General features: G+C 63.5%; 25 protein-coding genes. 11 read left to right on the top strand and 14 right to left on the bottom strand.

The window, feature by feature from the left end:
- The 3 genes from KUW62_RS18855 to parC form a co-directional block, all read right to left on the bottom strand.
- Nucleotides 1-463, bottom strand: a 463-nt coding sequence (locus KUW62_RS18855) for a GTP-binding protein (protein WP_224817002.1), incomplete at its 3' end; no start/stop codon positions are given.
- Between the two features lie 136 nt (nt 464-599).
- Nucleotides 600-1,247 (bottom strand): hypothetical protein, encoded by a 648-nt coding sequence (locus tag KUW62_RS18850; protein WP_224817001.1) that lies wholly within the window; start codon nt 1,245-1,247, stop codon nt 600-602.
- Between the two features lie 132 nt (nt 1,248-1,379).
- Nucleotides 1,380-3,683, bottom strand: a complete 2,304-nt coding sequence (gene parC, locus KUW62_RS18845; RefSeq protein WP_224817000.1) for a DNA topoisomerase IV subunit A — start codon at nt 3,681-3,683, stop codon at nt 1,380-1,382.
- Between the two features lie 143 nt (nt 3,684-3,826).
- Here parC and KUW62_RS18840 point away from each other — a divergent pair, with 143 nt between their 5' ends.
- From KUW62_RS18840 to KUW62_RS18825, 4 genes are all read left to right on the top strand, one after another.
- Nucleotides 3,827-4,477 carry an SH3 domain-containing protein gene (locus KUW62_RS18840; RefSeq protein ID WP_224816999.1) on the top strand — a complete coding sequence of 217 codons (651 nt, stop codon included), beginning with the start codon at nt 3,827-3,829 and terminating at the stop codon, nt 4,475-4,477.
- Between the two features lie 63 nt (nt 4,478-4,540).
- A complete protein-coding gene (locus KUW62_RS18835) occupies nt 4,541-5,368 on the top strand; it encodes an SDR family NAD(P)-dependent oxidoreductase (protein ID WP_224816998.1) in 828 nt (275 codons plus the stop codon).
- A gap of 51 nt (nt 5,369-5,419) precedes the next feature.
- Nucleotides 5,420-5,629 (top strand): twin transmembrane helix small protein, encoded by a 210-nt coding sequence (locus tag KUW62_RS18830; protein WP_224816997.1) that lies wholly within the window; start codon nt 5,420-5,422, stop codon nt 5,627-5,629.
- 4 nt (nt 5,630-5,633) lie between these two features.
- Nucleotides 5,634-6,206 carry a cob(I)yrinic acid a,c-diamide adenosyltransferase gene (locus KUW62_RS18825; protein WP_224816996.1) on the top strand — a complete coding sequence of 191 codons (573 nt, stop codon included), beginning with the start codon at nt 5,634-5,636 and terminating at the stop codon, nt 6,204-6,206.
- 22 nt (nt 6,207-6,228) lie between these two features.
- On the opposite strand, the gene KUW62_RS18820 is transcribed toward KUW62_RS18825, so the two are convergent.
- On the bottom strand, nt 6,229-7,101 hold the full coding sequence (locus tag KUW62_RS18820) for a hypothetical protein (protein WP_224816995.1): 873 nt from the start codon (nt 7,099-7,101) through the stop codon (nt 6,229-6,231).
- A gap of 71 nt (nt 7,102-7,172) precedes the next feature.
- On the opposite strand from KUW62_RS18820, the gene KUW62_RS18815 reads away from it, so the two are divergent.
- The 3 genes from KUW62_RS18815 (at nt 7,173) to KUW62_RS18805 (ending at nt 9,644) form a co-directional block, all read left to right on the top strand.
- Nucleotides 7,173-7,823, top strand: a complete 651-nt coding sequence (locus tag KUW62_RS18815) for a hemolysin III family protein (protein WP_224816994.1) — start codon at nt 7,173-7,175, stop codon at nt 7,821-7,823.
- A 133-nt stretch (nt 7,824-7,956) separates the two neighbouring features.
- The gene (locus KUW62_RS18810; protein WP_224816993.1) at nt 7,957-8,718 is read left to right on the top strand and encodes an electron transfer flavoprotein subunit beta/FixA family protein; all 762 of its coding nucleotides are present in this window, start codon (nt 7,957-7,959) and stop codon (nt 8,716-8,718) included.
- Entirely contained in the window at nt 8,718-9,644 is a 927-nt protein-coding gene (locus KUW62_RS18805; RefSeq protein WP_224816992.1) for an electron transfer flavoprotein subunit alpha/FixB family protein, read from the top strand. Before KUW62_RS18810 ends, KUW62_RS18805 begins: the two co-directional genes overlap by 1 nt.
- A gap of 70 nt (nt 9,645-9,714) precedes the next feature.
- On the opposite strand, the gene KUW62_RS18800 is transcribed toward KUW62_RS18805, so the two are convergent.
- Nucleotides 9,715-10,536 carry a DUF6473 family protein gene (locus tag KUW62_RS18800; RefSeq protein ID WP_224816991.1) on the bottom strand — a complete coding sequence of 274 codons (822 nt, stop codon included), beginning with the start codon at nt 10,534-10,536 and terminating at the stop codon, nt 9,715-9,717.
- Nucleotides 10,537-10,757: 221 nt separating this feature from the next.
- Between KUW62_RS18800 and KUW62_RS18795 the strand changes: the two genes are divergently transcribed.
- The gene (locus tag KUW62_RS18795) at nt 10,758-11,636 is read left to right on the top strand and encodes a 3-hydroxybutyryl-CoA dehydrogenase (RefSeq protein WP_224816990.1); all 879 of its coding nucleotides are present in this window, start codon (nt 10,758-10,760) and stop codon (nt 11,634-11,636) included.
- On the opposite strand, the gene KUW62_RS18790 is transcribed toward KUW62_RS18795, so the two are convergent.
- Genes KUW62_RS18790 through KUW62_RS18755 form a run of 8 tightly spaced genes read right to left on the bottom strand, consistent with a single transcriptional unit; the run spans nt 11,633 to nt 17,487 of the window.
- Complete coding sequence (locus KUW62_RS18790) at nt 11,633-11,968, bottom strand: VOC family protein (RefSeq protein WP_224816989.1); 336 nt, start codon at nt 11,966-11,968, stop codon at nt 11,633-11,635. The genes KUW62_RS18795 and KUW62_RS18790 overlap by 4 nt on opposite strands.
- Before the next feature lie 9 nt (nt 11,969-11,977).
- The gene (locus tag KUW62_RS18785) at nt 11,978-12,907 is read right to left on the bottom strand and encodes a lysophospholipid acyltransferase family protein (RefSeq protein WP_224816988.1); all 930 of its coding nucleotides are present in this window, start codon (nt 12,905-12,907) and stop codon (nt 11,978-11,980) included.
- Between the two features lie 12 nt (nt 12,908-12,919).
- Complete coding sequence (locus KUW62_RS18780; RefSeq protein ID WP_224816987.1) at nt 12,920-13,201, bottom strand: HPr family phosphocarrier protein; 282 nt, start codon at nt 13,199-13,201, stop codon at nt 12,920-12,922.
- Nucleotides 13,202-13,217: 16 nt separating this feature from the next.
- A complete protein-coding gene (locus tag KUW62_RS18775; protein WP_224816986.1) occupies nt 13,218-13,610 on the bottom strand; it encodes a PTS fructose transporter subunit IIA in 393 nt (130 codons plus the stop codon).
- A gap of 5 nt (nt 13,611-13,615) precedes the next feature.
- Complete coding sequence (gene rapZ / locus KUW62_RS18770; protein ID WP_224816985.1) at nt 13,616-14,542, bottom strand: RNase adapter RapZ; 927 nt, start codon at nt 14,540-14,542, stop codon at nt 13,616-13,618.
- A gap of 27 nt (nt 14,543-14,569) precedes the next feature.
- Nucleotides 14,570-15,046: an HPr kinase/phosphorylase gene (locus KUW62_RS18765; protein ID WP_224816984.1), complete on the bottom strand. Its 477-nt coding sequence runs from the start codon at nt 15,044-15,046 to the stop codon at nt 14,570-14,572.
- Nucleotides 15,047-15,049: 3 nt separating this feature from the next.
- A complete protein-coding gene (locus KUW62_RS18760; protein ID WP_224817157.1) occupies nt 15,050-16,756 on the bottom strand; it encodes a sensor histidine kinase in 1,707 nt (568 codons plus the stop codon).
- Nucleotides 16,757-16,785: 29 nt separating this feature from the next.
- Nucleotides 16,786-17,487 carry a response regulator transcription factor gene (locus KUW62_RS18755; RefSeq protein WP_224816983.1) on the bottom strand — a complete coding sequence of 234 codons (702 nt, stop codon included), beginning with the start codon at nt 17,485-17,487 and terminating at the stop codon, nt 16,786-16,788.
- Between the two features lie 366 nt (nt 17,488-17,853).
- On the opposite strand from KUW62_RS18755, the gene KUW62_RS18750 reads away from it, so the two are divergent.
- From KUW62_RS18750 to KUW62_RS18740, 3 genes are all read left to right on the top strand, one after another.
- Nucleotides 17,854-19,449: a phosphoenolpyruvate carboxykinase gene (locus tag KUW62_RS18750; RefSeq protein WP_224816982.1), complete on the top strand. Its 1,596-nt coding sequence runs from the start codon at nt 17,854-17,856 to the stop codon at nt 19,447-19,449.
- 76 nt (nt 19,450-19,525) lie between these two features.
- Nucleotides 19,526-20,062, top strand: coding sequence for a DUF3859 domain-containing protein (locus tag KUW62_RS18745; RefSeq protein WP_224816981.1), 537 nt, complete (start codon nt 19,526-19,528; stop codon nt 20,060-20,062).
- Between the two features lie 71 nt (nt 20,063-20,133).
- On the top strand, nt 20,134-21,111 hold the full coding sequence (locus tag KUW62_RS18740; RefSeq protein WP_224816980.1) for a hypothetical protein: 978 nt from the start codon (nt 20,134-20,136) through the stop codon (nt 21,109-21,111).
- On the opposite strand, the gene KUW62_RS18735 is transcribed toward KUW62_RS18740, so the two are convergent.
- The gene (locus KUW62_RS18735) at nt 21,050-21,823 is read right to left on the bottom strand and encodes a sulfite exporter TauE/SafE family protein (protein ID WP_224816979.1); all 774 of its coding nucleotides are present in this window, start codon (nt 21,821-21,823) and stop codon (nt 21,050-21,052) included. The two genes, KUW62_RS18740 and KUW62_RS18735, sit on opposite strands and share 62 nt — an antisense overlap.
- Between the last annotated feature and the right edge of the window lie 162 nt (nt 21,824-21,985).

Below are 21,985 nucleotides of genomic sequence, written 5' to 3'. Positions count from 1 at the left end.
ACGACAGCAGCTCGCGGATCTCCATCTCGACCAGCTCCAGCAGCTCCTCGTCATCGACCTGGTCGACCTTGTTCATGAACACGACCATCTTCGGGATGCCGACCTGGCGCCCCAGCAAGATGTGCTCACGCGTTTGCGGCATCGGGCCGTCGGCGGCGTTCACCACCAGGATCGCGCCGTCCATCTGCGCCGCACCCGTGATCATGTTCTTCACGTAGTCGGCGTGGCCGGGGCAGTCCACGTGCGCGTAGTGCCGGCTGTCGGTCTCGTATTCCACATGCGCCGTGGAGATCGTGATCCCCCGCGCCTTCTCCTCCGGCGCCCCGTCGATCTGGTCATACGCCTTGAAGTCGCCGAAATACTTCGTGATCGCCGCCGTCAACGTCGTCTTGCCGTGGTCAACGTGACCAATCGTGCCGATGTTCACATGCGGCTTCGTGCGTTCAAACTTCTCTTTTGCCATGCGGAGGCACCCCGTTATTGGAGGGCCTCGAACGGAATGTCCGCCCGGGCCCGTGTGATCGTCGCGGGCGACGTATTAGGCCCGCGCGAAAAAATCAAGTCATTGTGGAACCGCAACCCTGCGACGGGTCAGGCGCTCACTCCCCGGTGGCGGCCTCGTCCTGCGCCTCTTCCACCGCCTCGGCCGCTTCGGCGGCTTCGGCCAAGGCCTCTACCTCCGACAGGGCGGCTTCGACATCGGCATCGGTCAGGCCGAACCATTCGGGATTTTCCAGCATGAACAGCTGCACCCGCCGCGCCGCATTGCGTGCCAGGACCTGCATCTGCTCGTTGCGGTTGCGCGCAATGCCGGAGCCGACGAGGAACGTCTCCGGCGAGGTGCCCTCGAAGACGATGATCTGTTCGGGCTCTTCATGGAGCTTGCGCCCCAATTCGTCGTCCCAGATGTTCACCGACAGAACCAGGACGGACCGAGGGCTGAGCACGATGGGAATGCCCGGAGGGGCCAGCGCGTAGCCATCCACCGCGATCCCGATGTGATAGAGCCGGTCGCCCTCATAGGCGCCAAAGCGGCGGTCGATTTCCGAGGTCAGGATCTCCTGCCATTCCTCGGGCGTGGCATTCCGCGACGGCGGAACCTGCTGCATGTTCTCGGCCACCACGATGTTGTGGCCAAGGCGGAAATCCCCCATCGGCGGCAGGTCTTCTTCCAAGGGGTCGCCGGCGGCGCAGGCCATCAATGTCAAAACGAGGCCCAGGGGGGCCAATCGGGCCAATCGAAGCATCGGTCGGTCTCCTAAAATAATTTCGTCGGAAAATAGGGGGGCGTTGGGGGAGGGTAAAGCCATGAACGGGCCGGTTACGGGGAAGTGTGACGCAATCACCCACGCAGGCGGCGGGGATTCGCCGGTCCCGTGTCAGGTGAACGTGTTGTCCCGGGGAAAGCCGCGGGGCGCCATCCGCCCTGCGCTGGCACGTTTGGCGGTCCATTCCGACAATTCGGTTTCCGTGCGCGTGCGGCCCGCCGGATCGGACCAGCTAAGCCCGTCTTCCAGGCGGAATGTCCGCGCATCCGACAGGCCACCGTCCTTGTATTTCTGGAGCCGCACGCCCTTGCCGCGCCCCATCTCCGGCAATTCAGCCAGCGGAAAGACGAGGAGTTTCCGGTTCTCGCCCACAACCGCGACATGGTCGTCCCCCTCCGCCACCGAAACGGCAACCTTGGTAGTGACGCCCTCCTTGACGTTCAGGACCTGCTTGCCGGACCGCGTCTGGGCCACGATCTCGTCCTCCGCCACGAGGAACCCGTCCCCGGCGGAACTGGCCATCAGGCGTTTGGTGCCGGGGCGGTGCACAAACATGTCCACGATCTGCGCCTCGGTGGGCAAATCCACCATCAGCCGCACAGGCTCCCCCAACCCACGCCCGCCGGGAAGGCCGGTCGCCGCAAGGGTATAGACCCTGCCATGGGAGCCCACGATCAACAGCTTGTCGGTCGTCTCCGCGTGGAAGAAGAAGCGCGGGCCGTCCCCGTCGCGGAATTTCAACTCCTGCGTCAGGTCCACGTGGCCGCGCATGTTCCGGATCCACCCCATCTGGGAGCAGATGACGGTGATCGGTTCACGCTCGATCATCGCCTCGATCGGAACATCCTCGACCTGGCCCGCCTCGGCAAATTGTGTGCGCCGTGCGCCGCCATCGGCCTTGGCCCCGAATTTCGCACGAACCTCCTTCAGCTCTTCGGCGATGCGCGCCCATTGCAGACCGTCCTCCGCCAGCAGGTCATCAAGGTTCGCACGCTCCTCCATCAGGCGGTCGCGTTCGGCCTGAAGCTCCATTTCTTCAAGCCGACGCAAGCTGCGCAGGCGCATGTTCAGGATGGCTTCGGCCTGCACCTCGGTCAGCTCACCTTCGCCCGGGGCCGGCGTTTTGTAATCGGCCTCGGACGTGGCGCGGACGAAGTCCTGGTCCCAGGTTTCCCGCATCAGGGCGGCCTTGGGCTGGTCGTCATACCGGATGATGTCGATCACCCGGTCGAGGTTCAGGAACGCGATCAGGAAGCCTTCAAGCACTTCGAGACGGTGGTCGATCTGCGCCATACGGTGCCGGGACCGGCGTTGCAGAACGTCGCGGCGATGGTCGAGGAAGGCGCGCAGAACCTCCTTGAGGGAACAGACCTTCGGGGTTCGCCCGTCGATCAGCACGTTCATGTTGAGCGAAAACCGGTTTTCGAGGTCCGATTGCCGGAAGAGCGTGTTCATCAGCACGTCCGGGTCCACTGTCTTGGCGCGGGGTTCAAGGATGATGCGGATGTCGTCGGCGCTTTCGTCGCGGATGTCGGCGAGGATGGGGACCTTCTTGAGCTGGATCAGCTCCGCCAGTTTTTCGATCAGCTTGGACTTCTGGACCTGGTAGGGGATTTCCGTCACGACGATCTGCCACTGACCGCGACCCAGATCCTCCACCTCCCACTTCGAGCGTAAACGGAAGCCGCCTTTGCCGGTGCGGTAGGTCTCTGCCATGCTCTCGGGCGGCTCGACGATAACGCCGCCGGTCGGGAAATCGGGGCCTTGGACGTAGTTCAGCAGCGTATCGTCGCGGGCGTCGGGCGTCTTGATCAGGTGCAGACAGGCGGCGATCAATTCGTCGAGGTTGTGGGGCGGGATGTTCGTGGCCATGCCCACGGCGATGCCGGAGGAGCCGTTGGCCAGAAGGTTCGGGACCTGCGCCGGAAGGACTTCAGGCTCCTGCAAGGTGCCGTCGTAATTGTCCCGGAAGTTGACCGCGTCCTCGGAAAGGCCTTCCAGCAACGCCTCCGCCACGGCGGTCATGCGCGCTTCCGTATACCGCGCGGCTGCCGGGTTATCGCCGTCGATATTTCCGAAATTGCCCTGCCCGTCTACCAGCGGATAGCGGATCAGGAAATCCTGGGCGAGCCGGGCCATGGCGTCGTAGATCGCGGCATCCCCGTGGGGGTGATAATTGCCCATCACGTCGCCGGAGATCTTGGCGGATTTGCGGAACCCGCCGTTGGAGGCCAGCCGCAATTCCCGCATCGCGTAAAGGATGCGGCGGTGGACCGGCTTCAACCCGTCGCGCGCATCGGGCAGCGCACGGTGCATGATCGTGCTGAGCGCGTACTGAAGGTAGCGCGAGCCGATCGCGCGGCTCAACGGTTCCGAAACGGACCGGTCATCTTGTGTGTCGTCGTCACTGCTCATCTAGATCATGGACCTATCCCGAGATGCTGATCAGAGGCAAGGAACCCTTTCGCATCGGCGTGCGTTTATTGGCCTGAAACCCCTATGAACGAATCGGTGATACAAGTATGCGACTTAATTCGTCCCCCTATCCTCTCGGGCCCATGATTCGCCTTACCGTCCTCCTTGTTGCCGCAATCTACGTCACGATGATCGTGGTGCCGGGTGAGGATCACGGTGTGGACATTCAAGTGACCAGCAGCGCGTCGCGCTCGGACGATCCAATCGTTCCGGGCCGTACCGATACGCAAGGGGCGGCGGGCTGGATCCAGTCGCTGATCGCCAGCGCAGAGGCGGGCGCGTCCACCGTGCGGGCCGCGCCGATCAGTCAGCGGCAGGTCGTGACCGGCGGCAGCGCCCTGATTGCGGATGACGCGGGCGACCTGATGCTGGCGACCGCCACGGGCGAATTCTACATGATCGACGCCGTCATCAACCCGGTCGACTTGATGGACGACGACGGCCGGGTCACGAATGTGACCGTCGCAGCCCTTGCCGATCCGGTCGAGATCGAGACCGCGGTGGAAACGCAAGCCGCCGACACCACGCCCGAGATCTGGCGCGTTGCGGCCCGTGCGGTGAATTTCCGCGAAGGCCCGTCGACAAGCACCAATGTCCTGACGTCCCTGAGGCGCGGGGACGAGGTCGAATTCCTCGCCGTCGCCGCCGATGATTCCGACTGGGCGCATCTGCGCATCGTCGGGTCGGGGATCGAAGGTTACATGGCGGCGGAGTTCCTTGAGCCGGTGAATTGATCCGCTTGCGCCGCCCGCCCCTCCTGGCCTAGGCAAGGCTATCGAAGAGGCGGGCCGATCCCATTGACAAAATCCATCCTGATCACGGGCTGCTCCTCCGGCATCGGAGAGGCGGCGGCCCATGCGATGAAGGCGCGCGGCTGGCGCGTCTTCGCCTCCGTGCGGCGTGCGGAAGACCGTGATCGGCTGATCGCGGCCGGCTTGGAAAGTCTTCTGCTGGATTGCGGCGACACGACCAGCATCGACGCCGGCGTGGCCGAGGTGCTGGACCGGACGGGCGGCACGCTTGACGCGGTCTTCAACAATGCGGGCTTCGGCCTGCCCGGCCTGGTGGAGGATCTGCCAACCGACGCCCTGCGCCATATCTTCGAGACCAACGTTTTCGGGCTGCACCATCTGACCCGCGCGGTGATCCCCACGATGCGCGCCCAAGGCCATGGGCGGATCGTCCAGCACTCTTCGGGCTTCGGGCGGCACGTGATGAAGTGGCGCGGCGCCTACAATGCCTCCAAACACGCATTGGAGGGGCTGACCGACACGTTGCGACTGGAGATGCGGGGCACGGGCATCCACGTCTCGACCCTCAATACCGGGCCGGTCACATCGAAATTCCGTGTCAATTCCATCCCTCGGTTCGAAGCCTGGATAGATTGGGAAGCCTCCGCCGAGCCCGACAAATATCGCCGGGAATTGCTCCCTTTTCTCTATGAGGACACGGGCCGCGCCGCCTTCCAGCGCGAACCCGACGCGGTTGTGCGCCGCCTGATCCATGCCTGCGAGGCGCCGAACCCGCGCCCGCGCTACCACATCACCGGGGCCACCCATATCGCGGAGGGGCTGCGCCGCGCCCTGCCACAGCGGATGTTGGACGCAATCGCCGCGCGGCTCTAGCCTTTTGCCGCCGCGCTGCTAGCTTGCGAGCGGCACATAATCGGAGATGACATGACCGACGATCCCCTACTTCTGGCCGGCCTGATTGCCTGTGCCGCCGTTCTGGTGGTGCTGCTTCTGGGCATCAATTCCTTCCGCCGCGGTGGTACGGACGGCTCCAAGCGATCCAACAAGCTCATGCAATGGCGGATCGGCCTGCAATTCCTCGCGATTGTCCTGCTGCTGGCCTTCGTTTTCTTCCGGCGACAGGCGGGGGGCTGATCCGATGGTGGTTCTCAACAAGATCTACACGCGCACCGGTGATGCGGGCGAAACCGCCCTTGGCGATGGCAGCCGGGTGGCCAAACACTCCGCGCGCGTCACGGCCTATGGCACGGTGGATGAGCTGAACGCGACCCTCGGTGTTGCCAAGCTCCATGCCGATGGCGTGCTGGCAGAGCGGATCGCGATGATCCAGAACGACCTCTTCGACCTCGGTGCCGATCTGTGTACGCCGAACATGGGGATGGACGGGGACCGTGAATACCCGCCCCTGCGCGTGGCCGACGCGCACGTGGACCGCCTGGAGGCGGAGATCGACGAGATGAACGCCGACCTGACCCCGCTGCGTTCCTTCATCCTGCCCGGTGGATCGGCGCTTGCCGCGCATCTGCATATCTGCAGGACGGTGGCCCGGCGGGCGGAACGGCTTTCGGTCGAACTGGGCGGGGTGGAATCAATCAATCCGGCGGGGGTGAAATACCTCAACCGCCTGTCCGACTGGTTCTTCGTCGCGGGCCGGATCGCCAACAACAATGGCGCCGACGACGTTCTCTGGGTTCCCGGCGCCAACCGGTGATGGCGCGGGGCAGAACGAAGCCCTAGGGCCACTCGTCCTTGTATTCGGAATAGCGGGTGGAGAGGATCGTCTTCTCCCGCCAATCCAGCAGGTTGGACAGGTATTGCAGCCAGTCCGGATCGCGGGCCTGGAAGGCGTAGCGCTCGAACAACATCGCGACCTCGGGCGCTTCGAGCGCATGCAGAACCAGAAGGCGATCGGGCGGGTTCATACCCCGAAGCCAGAGGTGAAGGTCCTTGCCGTTGCGCGCCGTGTCGTCACCCTTCGTCACGAAACCCCGCCCAAGCGCCGTCCAGAACCGTAGATGGCGACGCGGTGGACCCGCGCGATAACTTTCCAACAAATCTGGCAACGCATCCGTGAATATCCCGACATAGCAAAGTGCCGTATCGACGGCGGCAGACCCGCGCGCGATGGCGTAATGGGCCACGTCCACAAGATAGGCGGTGATCTGCCCCCGAACCCCGGCTGACAGACGCGGCAGGAACCCGGTCCGCAACAGGTAGGGCAGCAGGTAATCGCCATCCAGATAGCTGAGCCGTCGCCGCATCGCGCGCCCTTCCTCAGCGGGCATCACGACCATCCGCCCGAACAGCGCAAGCACATGCGTAAGGATCACCCGCGCCTCGAACCTGGCCTCTTCGGTCGTCTGGGTCTCGACCGCCGCAACGCCACCAAAATACTGGGTAATCAGATCCTCCGTCATCTGCGGCGGTGGCGTGCGGCACAGCTTGGGATAGGCGGCCGGGTCGATACAGCGATCGCAGGTGCAGGTCAGGTGCAACGCCCGCAACGGCTCCTCCGGCAGGGCGGTGACAAGGGCATGCGCCTGCGCCCTGATACGGGCCGCGAGCGCCGACAACTCTGCGTTCGTGTAGCCCGTTTTCACCGCCATGACGCAACGACACCAGATTGTTTCGAAAACTTTACGTGGTTGTTAATCAATGTTGGTCTAAGCTTATCCACATGTCACACGTCAAACCCAATCGGGAATACAGCCGGGCCGAGTATATCTCGGACGCGGTGGTGCACGGATTGGGCATCGGCGGCGCGCTGATCGCCGGGCCGGTCCTTGTGACCCTCGCCGCGATCTGGATTGGCGATCCGGGGCTGGTTACGGCGCTTGGCGTTTACGCCTTCACGCTTCTGGCGATGTGGGTCTGCTCGGCGCTCTACAACCTTGTGCAGCGCGAGGATCTCGTCTCGGGCCTCCGGCGGCTCGACCAATCGGCGATCTATTTCAAGATTGCAGGGACATATACCCCGTTCATTGCGCTGGCCTCGGGCTCCCTGGGGTTTCTAGCGGGGATCTGGGCGGTCGCGCTGGCGGGCGCATCCCTTATCATATTGTCGCCCGGGCGCGTCGCGGTGCTTGCCATCGCGCTTTACCTTGCGCTTGGATGGGCCGGTGCCGTTTTGGGCGGGCCGCTTGTCAGCACCCTTTCGCCGCTCGGCTTCTGGCTGTTGGTCGCCGGTGGGCTGACCTATTCCGCCGGCGTCGTCTTCAATGTCTGGGGCAGCCTGCCGTTTCACAACACGATCTGGCACGTCTTCGTCCTTGTCGGCACGGTCTTTTGCTACGCCGCCATCGCGACCGAGGTGGCCCTAGCCGCTTGACGCGCACGTAACGCGGCGTCGGATGGCCAAACCGCGTCGATTTTGGCCTATTTTCCCGCCCCCATTGGGTCTATCTCTCCCCCCAAGAGAATTGCTTGGGTCCGCCCCGGCGTGTGACAGAGGGAGAACGTGAATGAAGGTCCTGGTGCCTGTAAAGCGCGTGATCGACTACAACGTGAAGGTTCGTGTGAAAGCGGACGGGTCCGGGGTCGATCTTGCCAACGTGAAGATGTCGATGAACCCCTTCGACGAGATTGCCGTGGAAGAGGCGATCCGCCTGAAGGAGGCCGGTAAAGCCGACGAGGTTGTCGCGGTTTCCATCGGTGTGAAGCAGAGCCAGGAAACGCTGCGTACGGCGCTTGCCATGGGGGCAGACCGCGCGATCCTCGTCGTTGCCGCCGATGACGTTCATACGGATATCGAGCCGTTGGCCGTCGCCAAAATCCTCAAGGCCGTGATCGACGAAGAACAGCCGGGCCTTGTCCTGGCGGGCAAGCAGGCCATCGACAACGACATGAACGCCACCGGTCAGATGCTGTCGGCGCTTCTGGGTTGGTCGCAAGGTACCTTCGCGTCGGAGGTTGATATCGAGGGTGACACCGCAAAGGTGACGCGCGAAGTTGATGGCGGTTTGCAGACCATCGAGGTGAAGATGCCCGCCATCATCACCGTGGACCTGCGCCTGAACGAGCCGCGCTATGCCTCCCTCCCCAACATCATGAAGGCGAAGAAAAAGCCGCTGGATGAGAAAACCGCTGCCGATTACGGCGTCGACGTCACCCCGCGCCTAGAAATCGTGACCACGTCCGAGCCAGAGGCGCGGGCCGCTGGTGTGAAAGTCGGCTCAGTCGACGAACTGCTGACGAAACTCAAAGACGAAGCGGGGGTGCTCTGATGGCTGTTCTTCTTCTTGCAGAAGTGAATTCCGGTGAACTGGCAATGGATGCGACCGCCAAGGCTGTGACGGCGGCCAAGCAATTGGGCGATGTGACGGTTCTGTGCGCAGGGGCCTCTGCCAAGGCCGCCGCCGATGAGGCTGCGACGATCGAGGGTGTGTCCAAGGTGCTCTGCGCCGAGGATGACAGTCTGGGCCATCGCCTGGCCGAACCGACCGCCGCGCTGATCGTGGGATTGGCCGGGGACTATTCCCACATCGTCGCCCCGGCCACGACGGACGCCAAGAACGTGATGCCGCGCGTGGCCGCCTTGCTCGACGTGATGGTGATCTCCGACGCCTCCGCCGTGGTCGATGCCGACACGTTCGAGCGTCCGATCTATGCCGGTAACGCGATCCAGACGGTGAAGTCCTCGGATGCCACGAAGGTCGTGACCTTCCGGACCTCCACCTTCGATGCGGCCCCGACGGGCGGCTCCGCCCCGGTGGAGATGATCGACGCCGCCGCAAATCCCGGCCTGTCGAGCTGGATCGAAGACAAGGTCGCGGCCTCGGACCGTCCCGAACTGACCTCCGCCGGCATCGTTGTCTCCGGTGGTCGCGGTGTTGGCTCGGAAGAGCAATTCGCGCTGATCGAGAACCTCGCCGACAAGCTGGGGGCCGCCGTTGGCGCATCCCGTGCAGCGGTCGATAGCGGATATGCCCCGAACGATTGGCAGGTGGGACAGACCGGGAAGGTCGTGGCCCCCGACCTGTACGTCGCCGTAGGCATCTCCGGTGCGATCCAGCACCTCGCCGGTATGAAGGATTCCAAGGTAATCGTCGCGATCAACAAGGACGAGGAAGCGCCGATCTTCCAGGTTGCCGATTACGGCCTGGTCGCGGACCTGTTCGACGCGGTGCCGGAATTGACCGAAAAACTCTGATCCGCGCCAAGCGATCCGATTTCAAAACGTCCCGTCCCGGTGATACGCGGCGGGGCGTTTTTCATTTGGCCTAGGGCGGCGACAGGTGGGTCAACAGGGCCTGCGCCGCGCGGTCATGCAGGTTGGGTCCGGGCAGCAGACGGGCCGCCGCCTCCTCCCTTGGGCCGAAGAACTTTCCGCGGGCGGTGACGCCTTGCTCCTCTTCATCCGGGGTTGTGATGGTAAGGGACGCGGCGCGGTCGGCGACCTTCCTCAACATGTCCGACGTCACGAATAGCGGGTCGATCGACAGATCCGCGCTTTCCGCCTCGTCCGGCGCGCGGTTGGACAGCCACAGAAGGTGCACCGGTGCGGCGATCCCGGCAATGATCTTGTGCATCCGCCCCACCCACGCGCTCTGAAGCTCCGTCTTAACGATTTCGAAGCGGTCCTGGGACGTGGTCGACAGATGCTTGAGGAGGTGGCGCGTGAAATGGAATTCCGTGAAATCCACCTGCGGGTAGATCGTTCGCAGCATCGGACTCGCCTTGAGGAACCGATCATTCCGGCGCGGATGAACCGAGTAGAAGCGGTTCGTCATATTGTGAACGCTGGTGACCTGAATCACGACCGCGTCGGCGGCTTCGAGCGCCGCGCCAATGGCAGGATCACTCGCCATCACATCCAGACCGGCATTGATCACGCCGAGATTCTGGACCGGCAGGGGCAATGCATCGGCAAGCTGGCTGGGGAACGGGGCATGGATGAAGCGGCCAAACGTCTCCGACCCGCCGATGCAGACCACGCTCGGGCCCTGCCCGATCGCCATCGGGCCGCGAAAGCGCAGGACCGATCCCGGCAAGGCGACAGGTTGATAGTCCAGGGGCATACGCCCCCGCTGCTCAAAACTCATTTCTCTTGCTCCGGTCTAAAAAAGACTCACCCATCGGCACCATGCGTGCGAAGACCTTTCCACTTTGCTAAGCCTCTGAATTTTCGAAATTTTGCAGACAATCTACGGGATTCGCCCGTGCCGATCGGACGCGGCGACGGCATTGTGCAGGTGCTTGTGCGCCTGCCCGCCCCGCGCGTAGTCTGCGCGCGAAACGGATGGTGGGCGAAAGGGCTGTGACCATGGGCATTGAAAGCATCGGGATCGTGGGCGCGGGCCAGATGGGCAACGGGATCGCCCATGTCTGCGCCCTCGCGGGCTACGATGTGATCATGTCCGATGTGAGCGAGGATGCTCTTTCTGCGGCCACGGCGTTGATCGACAAGAACCTGGAGCGGCAGGTCAGCCGGGAAAAGATCAGCCAATCCGACAAAGATGCCGCGATGGGGCGCATCCGCACGACGCTGACCCTGTCGGAGGTCGGCCCGACCGACCTGATCATCGAAGCCGCGACCGAGCGGGAGACTGTGAAGCAAGCCATTTTCGAAGATCTCCTGCCGCATCTGAAGCCCGACACGATCCTGACGTCCAACACCTCCTCGATCTCCATCACCCGCCTGGCCAGCCGCACCGACCGGCCGGAAAAGTTCATGGGCTTCCACTTCATGAACCCCGTCCCCGTGATGCAATTGGTGGAACTGATCCGCGGCATCGCGACGGATGAGCCGACTTTCAAGGCCTGCAAATCGGTTGTGGATGCCCTTGGAAAAACCGCCGCCACGGCGGAGGATTTTCCCGCCTTCATCGTCAACCGCATCCTGATGCCGATGATCAACGAGGCGGTCTATACGCTCTATGAAGGCGTGGGCAACGTCACGTCGATCGACATGGCGATGAAGCTTGGCACCAACCATCCCATGGGCCCGCTGGAACTGGCGGATTTCATCGGGTTGGATACGTGCCTTGCGATCATGAACGTGCTCCATGACGGGCTGGCGGACACCAAGTACCGCCCCTGCCCGCTCCTGACGAAATACGTGGAGGCCGGGTGGCTTGGCCGCAAATCGCAGCGTGGGTTCTATGATTATCGCGGCGAAGGCGACCCGGTCCCGACCCGCTAGGCGCCTGCGCTGACCAGGACGACCGTGTTGCCATCCGGGTCTGTGAGCCTTGCGATCTGCACGTCATCGCCCTGCTCGATCGGTCCCGGTGACAGGTCCCGTAAGCGTTCGCATTCCCTTGCAAGGTCTTGCACGATCAGGGTGAGTATCCCGGAACCCGCCGTGCTGGATTGCTCAAAAAGCTGAAGGACCGCACTCTCGCCGTGGTGCCATTCCAGCAAGCCCTCCATCGGTTCGCTGTCAAACTCCCGGCCGAACAGAGTCGTATACCAGTCGCGGCTCCGTCCGATATCGGTGCATTGCAGGTTCGCGGCGATGGTGATCAGGTCCAAGGAACGCTCCTATTGGTCTGGATCGTCCCTGAGCGACAGGGTGCGCTCGCGCAGCCACGCCATGAATTCCCGGGGCTTGCCGATCTTGTCCTGCCATTGATCCGGTGTGATCGGATTGCCGATGATCGGTGCCTGGGGCTTGTCGAAACTTTTCACCACCTCGTGGATCAACAGGCCCTGGCGCAGAACCGGGCTGATCCGGTTGGCGATCTGGTAGGCGCGGCTGTTCTGGCCGGTAAAAAAGCACGGAACGATCGTCGCGCCGGAATTGCGGATCATCTTGGCGGTAAAGACGTTCCACTCCCCCTCGATCGGTTGGCCCCACATCCGGTCCGAGGCCGCAACGGCGCCGGACGGGAACAGCGCGATCAGGCCATCCTTCTTGAGGTGCTCCATCGCCTGGGCGCGCATATCCAGCATCTTTTGCTGCGCATCGGGTTCGTGGAGGAACGGGACGGAGATCATGTACCCCGACGCGGCCTCATCGATCCCGGTCAGAAGCGCGCGGGTCAGGATACGGTAATCGTCGCGCCGCCGTCCGATCAGATCGGCCAGGATCATGCCGTCGACCAATCCATGGGGATGGTTTGCCACGAAGACGACGGGTCCTTCTGTGGGGATGCGGTCCAATTGCGCGTCCGGCGTCTGAAGGTCGATCCCCATCACCTTCATCGTCGCGGGCCAGAAGGCCTGCCCCTTGAATTCCCCCAAACCCTCGAACTGGTTGACGCGGCGAATGATCGTGACCTTTCCCGTCATCCACTCGATCGCCTTGATGGTGAAACGCACGAACGGGTTCGGGAACGAATTCGCATAGGTCAGGGACCGGCGATCATATTGGCCAGTCGGTCCCCCTACACGGGTCGGCGCAGGTGCCGAAATGTTACGAGACCCCAGATCCGTCACGTGCCCTCGTCTTTCACCATCGTCAGAGGTCATCTTATGGACCCCTCAGGTATCCTCGCCGAACTTGTCGGCAACCAGAGCTTCCAGCGCATCGGCGAGGCGAGCGGCCTCAGCCCCACTGGTTTCAACCTCAATAAAGGTTCCCATGGAAGCTGCCAACATCAAAAGGCCCATGATGGAATCCCCGGCGGCACTCAGCCCATCGCGCCGGACAATTGCGGTGGCGTCAAATTCTTCCACCACCTCCACGAACCGGGCAGACGCGCGGGCGTGCAGACCCTTGGTATTGACGATCTTCAATTCGCGGGTGACGGAGGTCTCGGTCATGTCTGGGATCTCCTGCTTAGTCGGGGGCGCCGTCGAAGCTGTTGATGTAGCGCCGTCCGGCTTCGGCCGCGCGGTTTACGGCCTCTTCCACCGGCAGGTTTCGGGATTTCACGAGCTTCACCAGCATCGGCAGGTTCATACCCGACAGGATCTTTCGATTGGCCGGTTGGCAGGCGAGCAATGATAGGTTGGAGGGGGAGCCGCCATACATATCCGTCACCACCACGACCCCCTGGCCCTGGTCCACCTGGTCGGCGGCATCGCAGATTTCGCGGGTCCGGGTGGAGCGGTCATCCTCCGCTCCGACACTGATGGAGATCATCGCGTCCTGCCGGCCGACCACGTGTTCGGTGGCGCGCTGCAATTCGAGGGCAAGGCCGCCGTGGGCGACGATCACGATACCGATCACGCTTGCTATGCCTCTCCACCCCTGGACGCGGCACTGGCCCCGTCTTCAGGGGCGCGCGCTTTGTCTCGGTCCACGTCTCGGTGCCTTTTTGACACTTGCCAGCCTGAGTCCGCAAGCCGTGCCGCGGTGATTTCGGTCAGGGCCACGGACCTGTGACGCCCCCCGGTACAGCCGAATGCGACCGTCAGGTGGCTTTTGCCCTCCTCCCGGAACGCGGGCAGCAGAAGCATCAGCATCGCCTCGATCTGATCGGTGAAGGCGTCGAACCGTGCATCCTCCGCGATATAGGCCCGGACACCGTCGTCCCGCCCGTCCTGTGCGCGCAGGTCCGGGTCCCAGTGCGGATTGCGGAGGAAGCGGCAGTCGAACACGAGATCCGCTCCCAGTGGCAGGCCCCGGCGGTATGAGAACGAGGTCAGCTGGATCACGAGGCGCGGCGCGCGATCCGGCGTGAAGAAGCGCCCGATCTCCGCCCTCGTGTCATGGGGGGTCCGGTTTGTCGTGTCGATTAGGACGCTGGCATGTCCGCGCAGGGGAGCCAGGATCTCGCGTTCCTGCGCGATCCCTTCTGCCGGATCGGCATCCGGGCTTAGCGGGTGTCGCCGACGTGTCTCCGAATAGCGCCGCTGTAAGGTGGCGGCTTCACAATCGACATAGATCAGATCCGTCGCGTAGGCCGGGTCGGCGGCGAGTTTTTCGTGGGCGCGGAGCAGATCCTCCGCTCCGAAATCACGGGTGCGCGGGTCGATGCCAAGCGCCAGGGGGCGGTCCGGCGGCGGCCCCTCCAACAGGCGCGGCAGAAGGCGCAGGGGCAGGTTGTCGATGGCCTCGAACCCCAGATCCTCCAGCGCGTTGATAACCGTGGTGCGTCCCGCACCGGACGGTCCGGTGACGAACACGACATGGGCGGGGGACGGGACGGCGTTCGGCATGGGGTCGAATGACCTCGGGTTTGGGGATCAGGGCACGGCCCGTCCGTGGCGCAGGGCGTGCAAAAGCGCTGCGGCCAGCGTCGGATGTCCCGCGCCAAGGATCAACTGCGCGCGGGCCGTCCCAAGGGTGACGAACCGTCGCGGCGGAAGGCGCTCGGGCTCCGCCCGTTCCAGGTCGACGGCGTAGGTGAGCCGCGCGGACGCGCAAAGCGGTCCGGCCTTCAGAAGCCCAATGCCCCGCGCTTCGATGAACGGCGGGGCCGTATCGGGACGGGAGATCTGGATCGTGTCCCCCGCGACCCGTGCGCGAATGCCATCGTCGGCGATCAGTTGCGCGCCCAGTACAAGCAATTGCAAAGCGAGGCTGGATTTGCCGGAGCCGCTTGGCCCGAGCATCAAGACGCTCTGCCCCGCAAGCGCAATGGCGGTGGCGTGGAGGTGAAGGCCCGTCGCGTCAGCGCCCTGCGCCCAGTGCTCCAACGGCTCGGGCGTGGGATCGGCCATGGCTCAGATCGGAAGGCCGACGACGAAGCGCGCACCCAGCGGCTCGGACGTCACATCCGCCTCGGTCGGGCGGATATTTTCCGCCCAGATCACGCCGCCATGAGCTTCGATGATCTGTTTGGAGATCGCGAGGCCGAGGCCGGAATGGTTGCCGAATTGCTGCACCGGACGCTCGGAATAGAAGCGGTTGAACACCTTGGTCAGCGCCTCTTCCGGGATGCCGGGGCCGGTATCCTCCACCACGATCAACACGCGGTTTTCACGCCGCCGGGTCCAGAGGCGGACGGCATCGCCGTCATCACAGAACGAAATCGCATTGCCGATCAGGTTGACGAAAACCTGCGCCAGGCGCCCTTCAAGGCCCGCGATGCGGATCTCATCCTCGGGCAGGTCGGTGATGAATTCCACGCCCTTCTTGGCCGCTTCCTCCGCGTGATAATGGGACAGGTTGCTGAGCGTGCGGACGAGGTTGAACTCTTCCTCCTCCTCCTTGACCAGCTCACTGTCCAGCCGTGAGGCGTTGGAGATGTCGCTGACCAACCGGTCCAGGCGCTGCACGTCGTGTTCGATCACCTCGATCAGGCGGGCGCGCTGTTCGTCGGTCTTGGCGAAGCCGAGTGTGCCCACCGCAGACCTGAGCGACGCGAGAGGATTCTTGATCTCGTGGCTGACATCGGCGGCGAATTGTTCGTTGCTGTCGATCCGGTCGTAGAGCGCGCCGACCATGCCACGGAGCGCACCGGACAACCGCCCGATTTCATCGGGACGACCGGTCAGATCGGGGATGCGCACGCGGGTGGGCGACATCTTGCGGGCATTCTTGTCGCGCCCGAGTTCGGCGGCGGCCGACAGGTCGGACAGCGGGTTGGCGATGGTGGAGGCCAGCACCAGCGACAGTCCGATGGACACGAGAAGCGCCACCGCGAACATCTGAAGCAATTGCTCCTGCTCCACCCGGGCGAGTTGGTCGATCTCCCCCGCCGCGGTCGTCACGACGATCACGCCCAGAACACCGCCCGGCCCCTCGATCGGCGTCGCCGCGGCATAGACGGACCCGGTCGTATCGCTGCCGCGTTGCAAGATCGTGGACCCGTCAAGGGCGGCGGCCACCAGGTCGACATGGGCCGCAGCACCGGTCGGCCCAACCTCGGCCGGGGCGTTGCCACCCATGATCGACGACAGGGCGGTCCACACGGAGTTGAGGAAATCGGTGATCAGGAGCGTCTCACCCGGCTGCGCCTGCAATCCGCGCACCGGGCGCGCGGCACTGCGGGCGATATCCTGGGTCGAGGTGACGACGGAGCCGTCGGCGGCGAACACGAACACGTCGACGCCATCGGTCAGGCCGATCCGCGACAGGACGGCCTCGGCGTCGATCCCGTCGCCCGTGGTCAGGTTCGCGGGGGCCGAGGCGGGCAAATTCGCCTCGAACACGTCGGCCATCAGCTGCGCCTCGACCGCCAGGGCGCGTTCGCGCTGCACTGTCAGCCCGTCGCGAAACTGGTTCATCAGCAAGAAGCCGACCCCGAGGATCAGGATCGCCAGCAGGTTGAACAGAATGATTTTGCGCGCAAGCGGCGAGGAATTGAGCGAGATGAACGAGCGGCGCGCACGGGCGGCCCGCAACTCGCTTTCGACACTCGCCTGGGGGCGGTCCCAATCTTCACCCAGCACAATATCCGCCCGCTCGGTCGCGCGGCGGTTGGTCATCGACAGGTCAGCCGGCACGGGCGCGCCCCTTATTCTTCGTTGTAGCGGTAGCCGATGCCATAGAGCGTCTCGATCGCCGAGAACTCATCATCCACGGAGCGCATCTTCTTGCGCAGGCGCTTGATGTGGCTGTCGATGGTCCGGTCGTCGACATAGACCTGCTCGTCATAGGCGACATCCATCAGCTGATCGCGAGACTTCACGAAACCGGGCCGTTGTGCCAGCGCCTGCAACAGCAGGAATTCGGTCACGGTGAGGGTCACGTCGCGGCCCTTCCACGTCACCGCGTGGCGCAGCGGATCCATCCGCAGATCGCCGCGGTCCAGAACCGTGCTTTCCTCGGGCGCGCCGGCGGCGTCGGAGGCGATCGCGTCCTGACGGCGCAGGATTGACCGGATACGCTCCACGAGCAGGCGCTGCGAGAACGGCTTGCGCACGTAATCGTCGGCGCCCATGCGCAGGCCCATCAGCTCGTCGATCTCGTCATCCTTGGACGTCAGGAAGATCACCGGCATCTGCGACTTGGTGCGCAGACGCTGCAACAGGTCCATCCCGTCCATGCGCGGCATCTTGATGTCGAAGACACCCAGATCCGGCAATTTGCGATTGAAGGCATCCAGGGCCGATTGCCCGTCATTGTAGGTCTCGACGTCAAAACCCTCTGCCTCAAGAGTCATTGATACGGACGTCAGGATATTCCTGTCGTCATCGACAAGTGCGATACGCGCCATCGGTCATGTCCTCGATTACTGCTCGGTACATTATATTTTTCCGGCAGCTTCAGGTTTTCACGGCAGAGAATCAATCAAAATAAGCGATTGCACCCCGCTGACCCGGACAAGTGTGGCGGATTTGCGTTAACGAGCCGTTGAATAGTGGCAAAATTCGGGCACCTGCCCAACGCAATGGCTGCAAACGCGGATAATCACTGCGCGAAACAAAATTTCGCGGTGGTTGCGCTAATGGTTGCGCTAACTGTGCGGTCCCGTCCTGTTCAGTCTCAAAATCGTCATGTTATAGCGGTGCTACGACGCGGCGGATCTTGCCGCGTCGCGCATTCAGACCAAGGGCGCAATCGCCCATCAGGAGCAACGGACATGACCCAAGGACGCGTGAACCCCGCACACACGCTCGATCAACACGGCATCACGGGGCTCGGGTCGGTCTATTACAACCTTCTGGAACCCGCGCTGATGGAAGCGGCGGTCAAGCGTGGCGAGGGGCGGATCGGCAAGGGTGGCACCTTCCTTGTCTCCACTGGTCAGTTCACGGGACGCTCACCCAACGACAAGTTCGTCGTGCGCACTCCGGATGTCGAAGACAAGATCTGGTGGGACAACAACGCGCCCATGGCACCCGATGCCTTCGATCGGCTGCATGCCGACATGCTCGACCACATGAAGGGCGGTGATTACTTCGTTCAGGACCTCTTCGGCGGGGCCGATCCGGAACACCGCCTTGATGTTCGCGTGGTCAGTGAGCTTGCCTGGCACAACCTCTTCATCCGCCACCTCCTGCGCCGCCCCGATTCGGACGAGCTGGCGGAATTCATCCCCGAATTCACGATCATCAATTGCCCGAGCTTCAAGGCCGACCCGGCGCGTCACGGCACCAATTCGGAGACCGTCATCGCGCTGAATTTCGAACGTAAGCTGATCCTGATCGGCAACACGGAATATGCCGGAGAGAACAAGAAATCGGTCTTCACCCTGCTCAACTACATCCTGCCCGAAAAGGGTGTGATGGCGATGCATTGTTCGGCCAACCACGCCATTGGCGATCCGGAAGACGCCGCCGTCTTCTTCGGCCTGTCGGGCACCGGCAAGACGACCCTGTCCGCCGATCCCGGCCGCACGTTGATCGGCGACGATGAGCATGGCTGGTCCGACACCGGCACGTTCAACTTCGAAGGCGGCTGCTACGCCAAGACAATCAATCTGCGGGAGGAAGCGGAGCCGGAGATCTTCGCGACCACGTCCAAATTCTCCACCGTGATCGAGAACATGGTCTATGACGACGATACGTTGGAGCTGGATTTCGACGATGACAGCCTGACGGCCAACACGCGCTGCGCCTATCCGCTCGACATGATCTCGAACGCCAGTGCGACGGGTCTTGGCGGGCATCCCAAGAACATCGTAATGCTCACCTGCGATGCCTTCGGCGTTCTGCCCCCGATTGCACGCCTGACGCCAGCGCAGGCGATGTACCACTTCCTGAGTGGCTTCACCGCCAAGGTCGCCGGCACAGAACGGGGCGTGACCGAACCGACGCCGACCTTTTCCACATGCTTCGGCGCGCCGTTTATGCCGCGTCGTCCGGAGGTCTATGGCGACCTCCTGCGCGAGAAGATCAGCGAACACGGCGCCACCTGCTGGCTCGTCAACACCGGATGGACCGGCGGGGCGTACGGCACAGGCTCACGGATGCCGATCCGCGCCACCCGCGCGCTGCTGACCGCCGCACTGGACGGCACGCTGAACCGCGGCAAGTTCCGCAAGGATCCGCATTTCGGCTTCGAGGTTCCCACCACCTGCCCCGGCTGTGACGACGATCTGCTCGACCCGCGCGAAACCTGGGCCGATGGCAGCGCCTATGACCGTCAGGCGCAGAAGCTGGTGCAGATGTTCGCAGACAATTTCGCGCAATACGTCGCCCATATCGACGAGGATGTGCGCGCCGCCGCGATCTAGGCGGTCGGGATTTCCACACGTTGCGCTTCGGGGGCTGGCCATTACCTATGGGTCAGCCCTTGATGATGGAGGTTCCATGTTCGCGCGCGCGATCCTTGTCCTGTTCGCCCTGTCCCTGCCCGCCACGGCACAGGATGCCGCCCTGAGGGTCGGGGACGGGATCGAGACCCTCCTTTACGGCGTCTATTGCGCGCAGGAGCCGATCCGCGAAGATCCGGCGCCGGAGACGGCGAATGGCACCATCAACATCGTTCCATCGATCCCCGATTTCCAGTTCCGCAGCAAGATCGTGCCCGCCGAGATCGGGATCGGCTTCGGCGTCGTGTCCTCCGCCCCCCTTGGCGTCGACCACGGGGCCGTGACGGTCACTGTCACCCATCCCCCCTTCCCCGGATCGGGGGTGGAGGTCGAACGCTGGCAGACCGATATCGGCAGCGGCCCCAACCTGACCGGGTTCAGCTTCGATCACGACCACGAGCTTGTGTTGGGGGAATGGACGTTTCACGCCGTCACCGAATCGGGCGAGGAATTGTTCTTCATCGCGTTCGAGGTTGTCGCCCCCGACCTGATGCCGCAGGTGATGGACACCTGCTTCGATTCCTTCGTGTCCTGAGCGCGGCCCACGTCAAACGTTTTGTAACCTCGCGCGGCTATCACCCCGTCGAACCGGATAGGGGGGACGCGATGAAGCGCGTTATTTTGCATGTGGGTCTGGGCAAGACCGGAACGCGAACGATCCAGACGACGCTTGCGCAAGACCGCGCCCTCTTGCCCGCGCTCGGGCTGGCCTATCCGGGAAACAAGGTCGCCCATCACGACCTTCTGGCGATGGCCCACGCGGCCGGCCCGGCGCATTTCTGGTTTCGAAAACGCGGCATCGGGCCGACACAGGCCGCCCTTGCCTGCCAGCGCATGATCGACACGATCGAGGGGGAAATGGCGCGCGACACGCCGACCATCCTGTTGTCGAGCGAGTATTTCCAGGCCCTGCGCCCAGACGCACTTGCGGCGCTCGACACGCTGTTCGCGGGCCATGGATACAGGCTGGAGACGCTGTGCTACGTGAGGGAGCCGTTCGGCCACCTTGCCTCCCGCTACCAGCAGGCGGTGAAGATGAGCCACCGGCGACTGGCCGACCTTTTCGCGCAACCCTACCAGCCTTGGGCAAAGCGGCATCTGTCTTCGGCGCTGAAGGCATTGGGCCGCGACCGGGTCCATGTCCGACGCATGGAACGCGCGCAGCGTGGCCTGACCCGCGACGTCTTGGCCGTGGCCGGGGTCACGCCGCCGCCCGACATGTTGCACGATCAGCGTGAGAATACCGGCCTCTGCCGGGATGCGGTCTACCTTCTGGACGCCCTGAACGGGGCCGATGGGCCGGATCGTCCCCTGAAGACGCGACACTACGCGACGATTGCCGCAATGCAGGGGGAGAAGTTCACGCTTCCCCCTTGCGTGGCGGAGGCGCTGACACCCCCGATCCGGTCGGAAAAGATCTGGCTGAACCGAACTTTCGGGATACGCTATCCGATGCCCGACCTCTCCCAGGGGTCGAGCCTGGATCAATGCCGCGCCGACGCCATGGCGGCGCTCGATAGCCTCACCCGAACAGGCCGCGTCGGATCAGGCTGGCCCCTGCAAGCACAAGCACGATCAGCGTAATCTTGCGGAACCGGTCCTGGTCCAACCTGTCGCCCAACCAGTATCCCACTTTCATCCCGAGGAAGACCGGCAGCAGAAGTGCCGCGGAAAACGTTGCGGTGGTCCACGTCAGAAGCCCGGAATTCAGGTGCCCCGCAAACAGGCTGATCGCGCCCAACGAATAAACGATCCCCTGCACCAGCATCTGCCGCGCCTTGGGCGTGTCGAGCGCCAGAAGATACAGGACCGTCGGCGCGCCCCACGATCCGGTCAGCCCGCCAAGAACACCCGCCAATCCGCCCACGCCCCATTCCGCGACCCGCCTGCGGTGTGGTGGAATGGTGAAACGCAGACCGCTCAACTGCACAAGTGATATGGCCAGAACCGGAATGCCGAGGGCGAGATAAAGCGCCTTGATCGGGATCAGCGTCACAACCTGCGTCACCAGAAGGATCACCACGCAGACAATGAGAATGTAGCGCCAGAAGTCGCGCACGCCGTCCGCGATCTCCGCCCGGCTGTGGCGCAGAACCTGGAACACGTTGGAAAACACCGCCGGAAGGATCACGCCCGCGACCGCAAGCAGCGGATCAAGGAACAGCGACAGACCCGTCACCACGATCAGCGGCAGGCCGAATCCGGTGATCCCCTTCACAAGCCCCGCCCCGAAGGAGATTGCCAGCGCCGCCAGAAAGGCCCAGACCGGCATCAGGGACAGGACATCGTTGATCATACCCTCTTCCTAATCGCTCTCCGATGAGGCTGCACCTCCAATCCGACGCGACATTTTTGTGCGTGATTTGACGCAGCGCAGCATTTTTGTTGCGCTGCACCTGCAAACGCCCTACCTCTCCGGTGACGCCATTGAGACCCAGATAAGACGCAAGCCGCACAA

The sequence above is a fragment of the Hasllibacter sp. MH4015 genome (assembly GCF_020177575.1).
Lineage (GTDB): Bacteria > Pseudomonadota > Alphaproteobacteria > Rhodobacterales > Rhodobacteraceae > Gymnodinialimonas.
The sequence above is the reverse complement of the archived record's forward strand: the minus strand, read 5'-3'. Positions and strand labels throughout refer to the sequence as shown.